1 protein-coding gene is annotated in these 351 nt (G+C 67.5%); it reads left to right on the top strand.

The genetic code is table 11. The annotated features are described in order from the left end of the window. Nucleotides 1-351: DALR domain-containing protein (locus GV792_RS28775; protein ID WP_445738786.1), on the top strand; the 351-nt coding region annotated here is incomplete at both ends.

Raw genomic sequence — 351 nt, 5'->3', positions numbered from 1 at the left:
TGGCGAAGTCGCTCGGCAATGTGTTGTCGGTGCCCAATGTGTTGAAGCAGGTCCGGGCGGTCGAGCTGCGGTTCTCCCTCGGTGGCGCGCATTACCGTTCGATGCTCGAGTACTCCGACAAGGCCCTGCAGGATGCCGCGCAGACCTATCAGCGCATCGAGGCGTTCGTGCATCGGGTGGTCGAACGCGGTGGTGACGTGCCGGTGGGCAAGTGGACCGACGCCTTCGCCGCCGCCCTCGACGAGGACCTCGCGGTGCCCAAGGCGCTCGCCGAAATCCACCATGTGGTGCACGAGGGCAACAAGGCGCTCGACGCCGGCGTGCTCGACACCGCGCGCGAGCATGCCGGCC

This window comes from Nocardia cyriacigeorgica (assembly GCF_010868145.1).
Lineage (GTDB): Bacteria > Actinomycetota > Actinomycetes > Mycobacteriales > Mycobacteriaceae > Nocardia > Nocardia cyriacigeorgica_D.
This window is presented reverse-complemented; position numbering and strand designations above follow the sequence as displayed.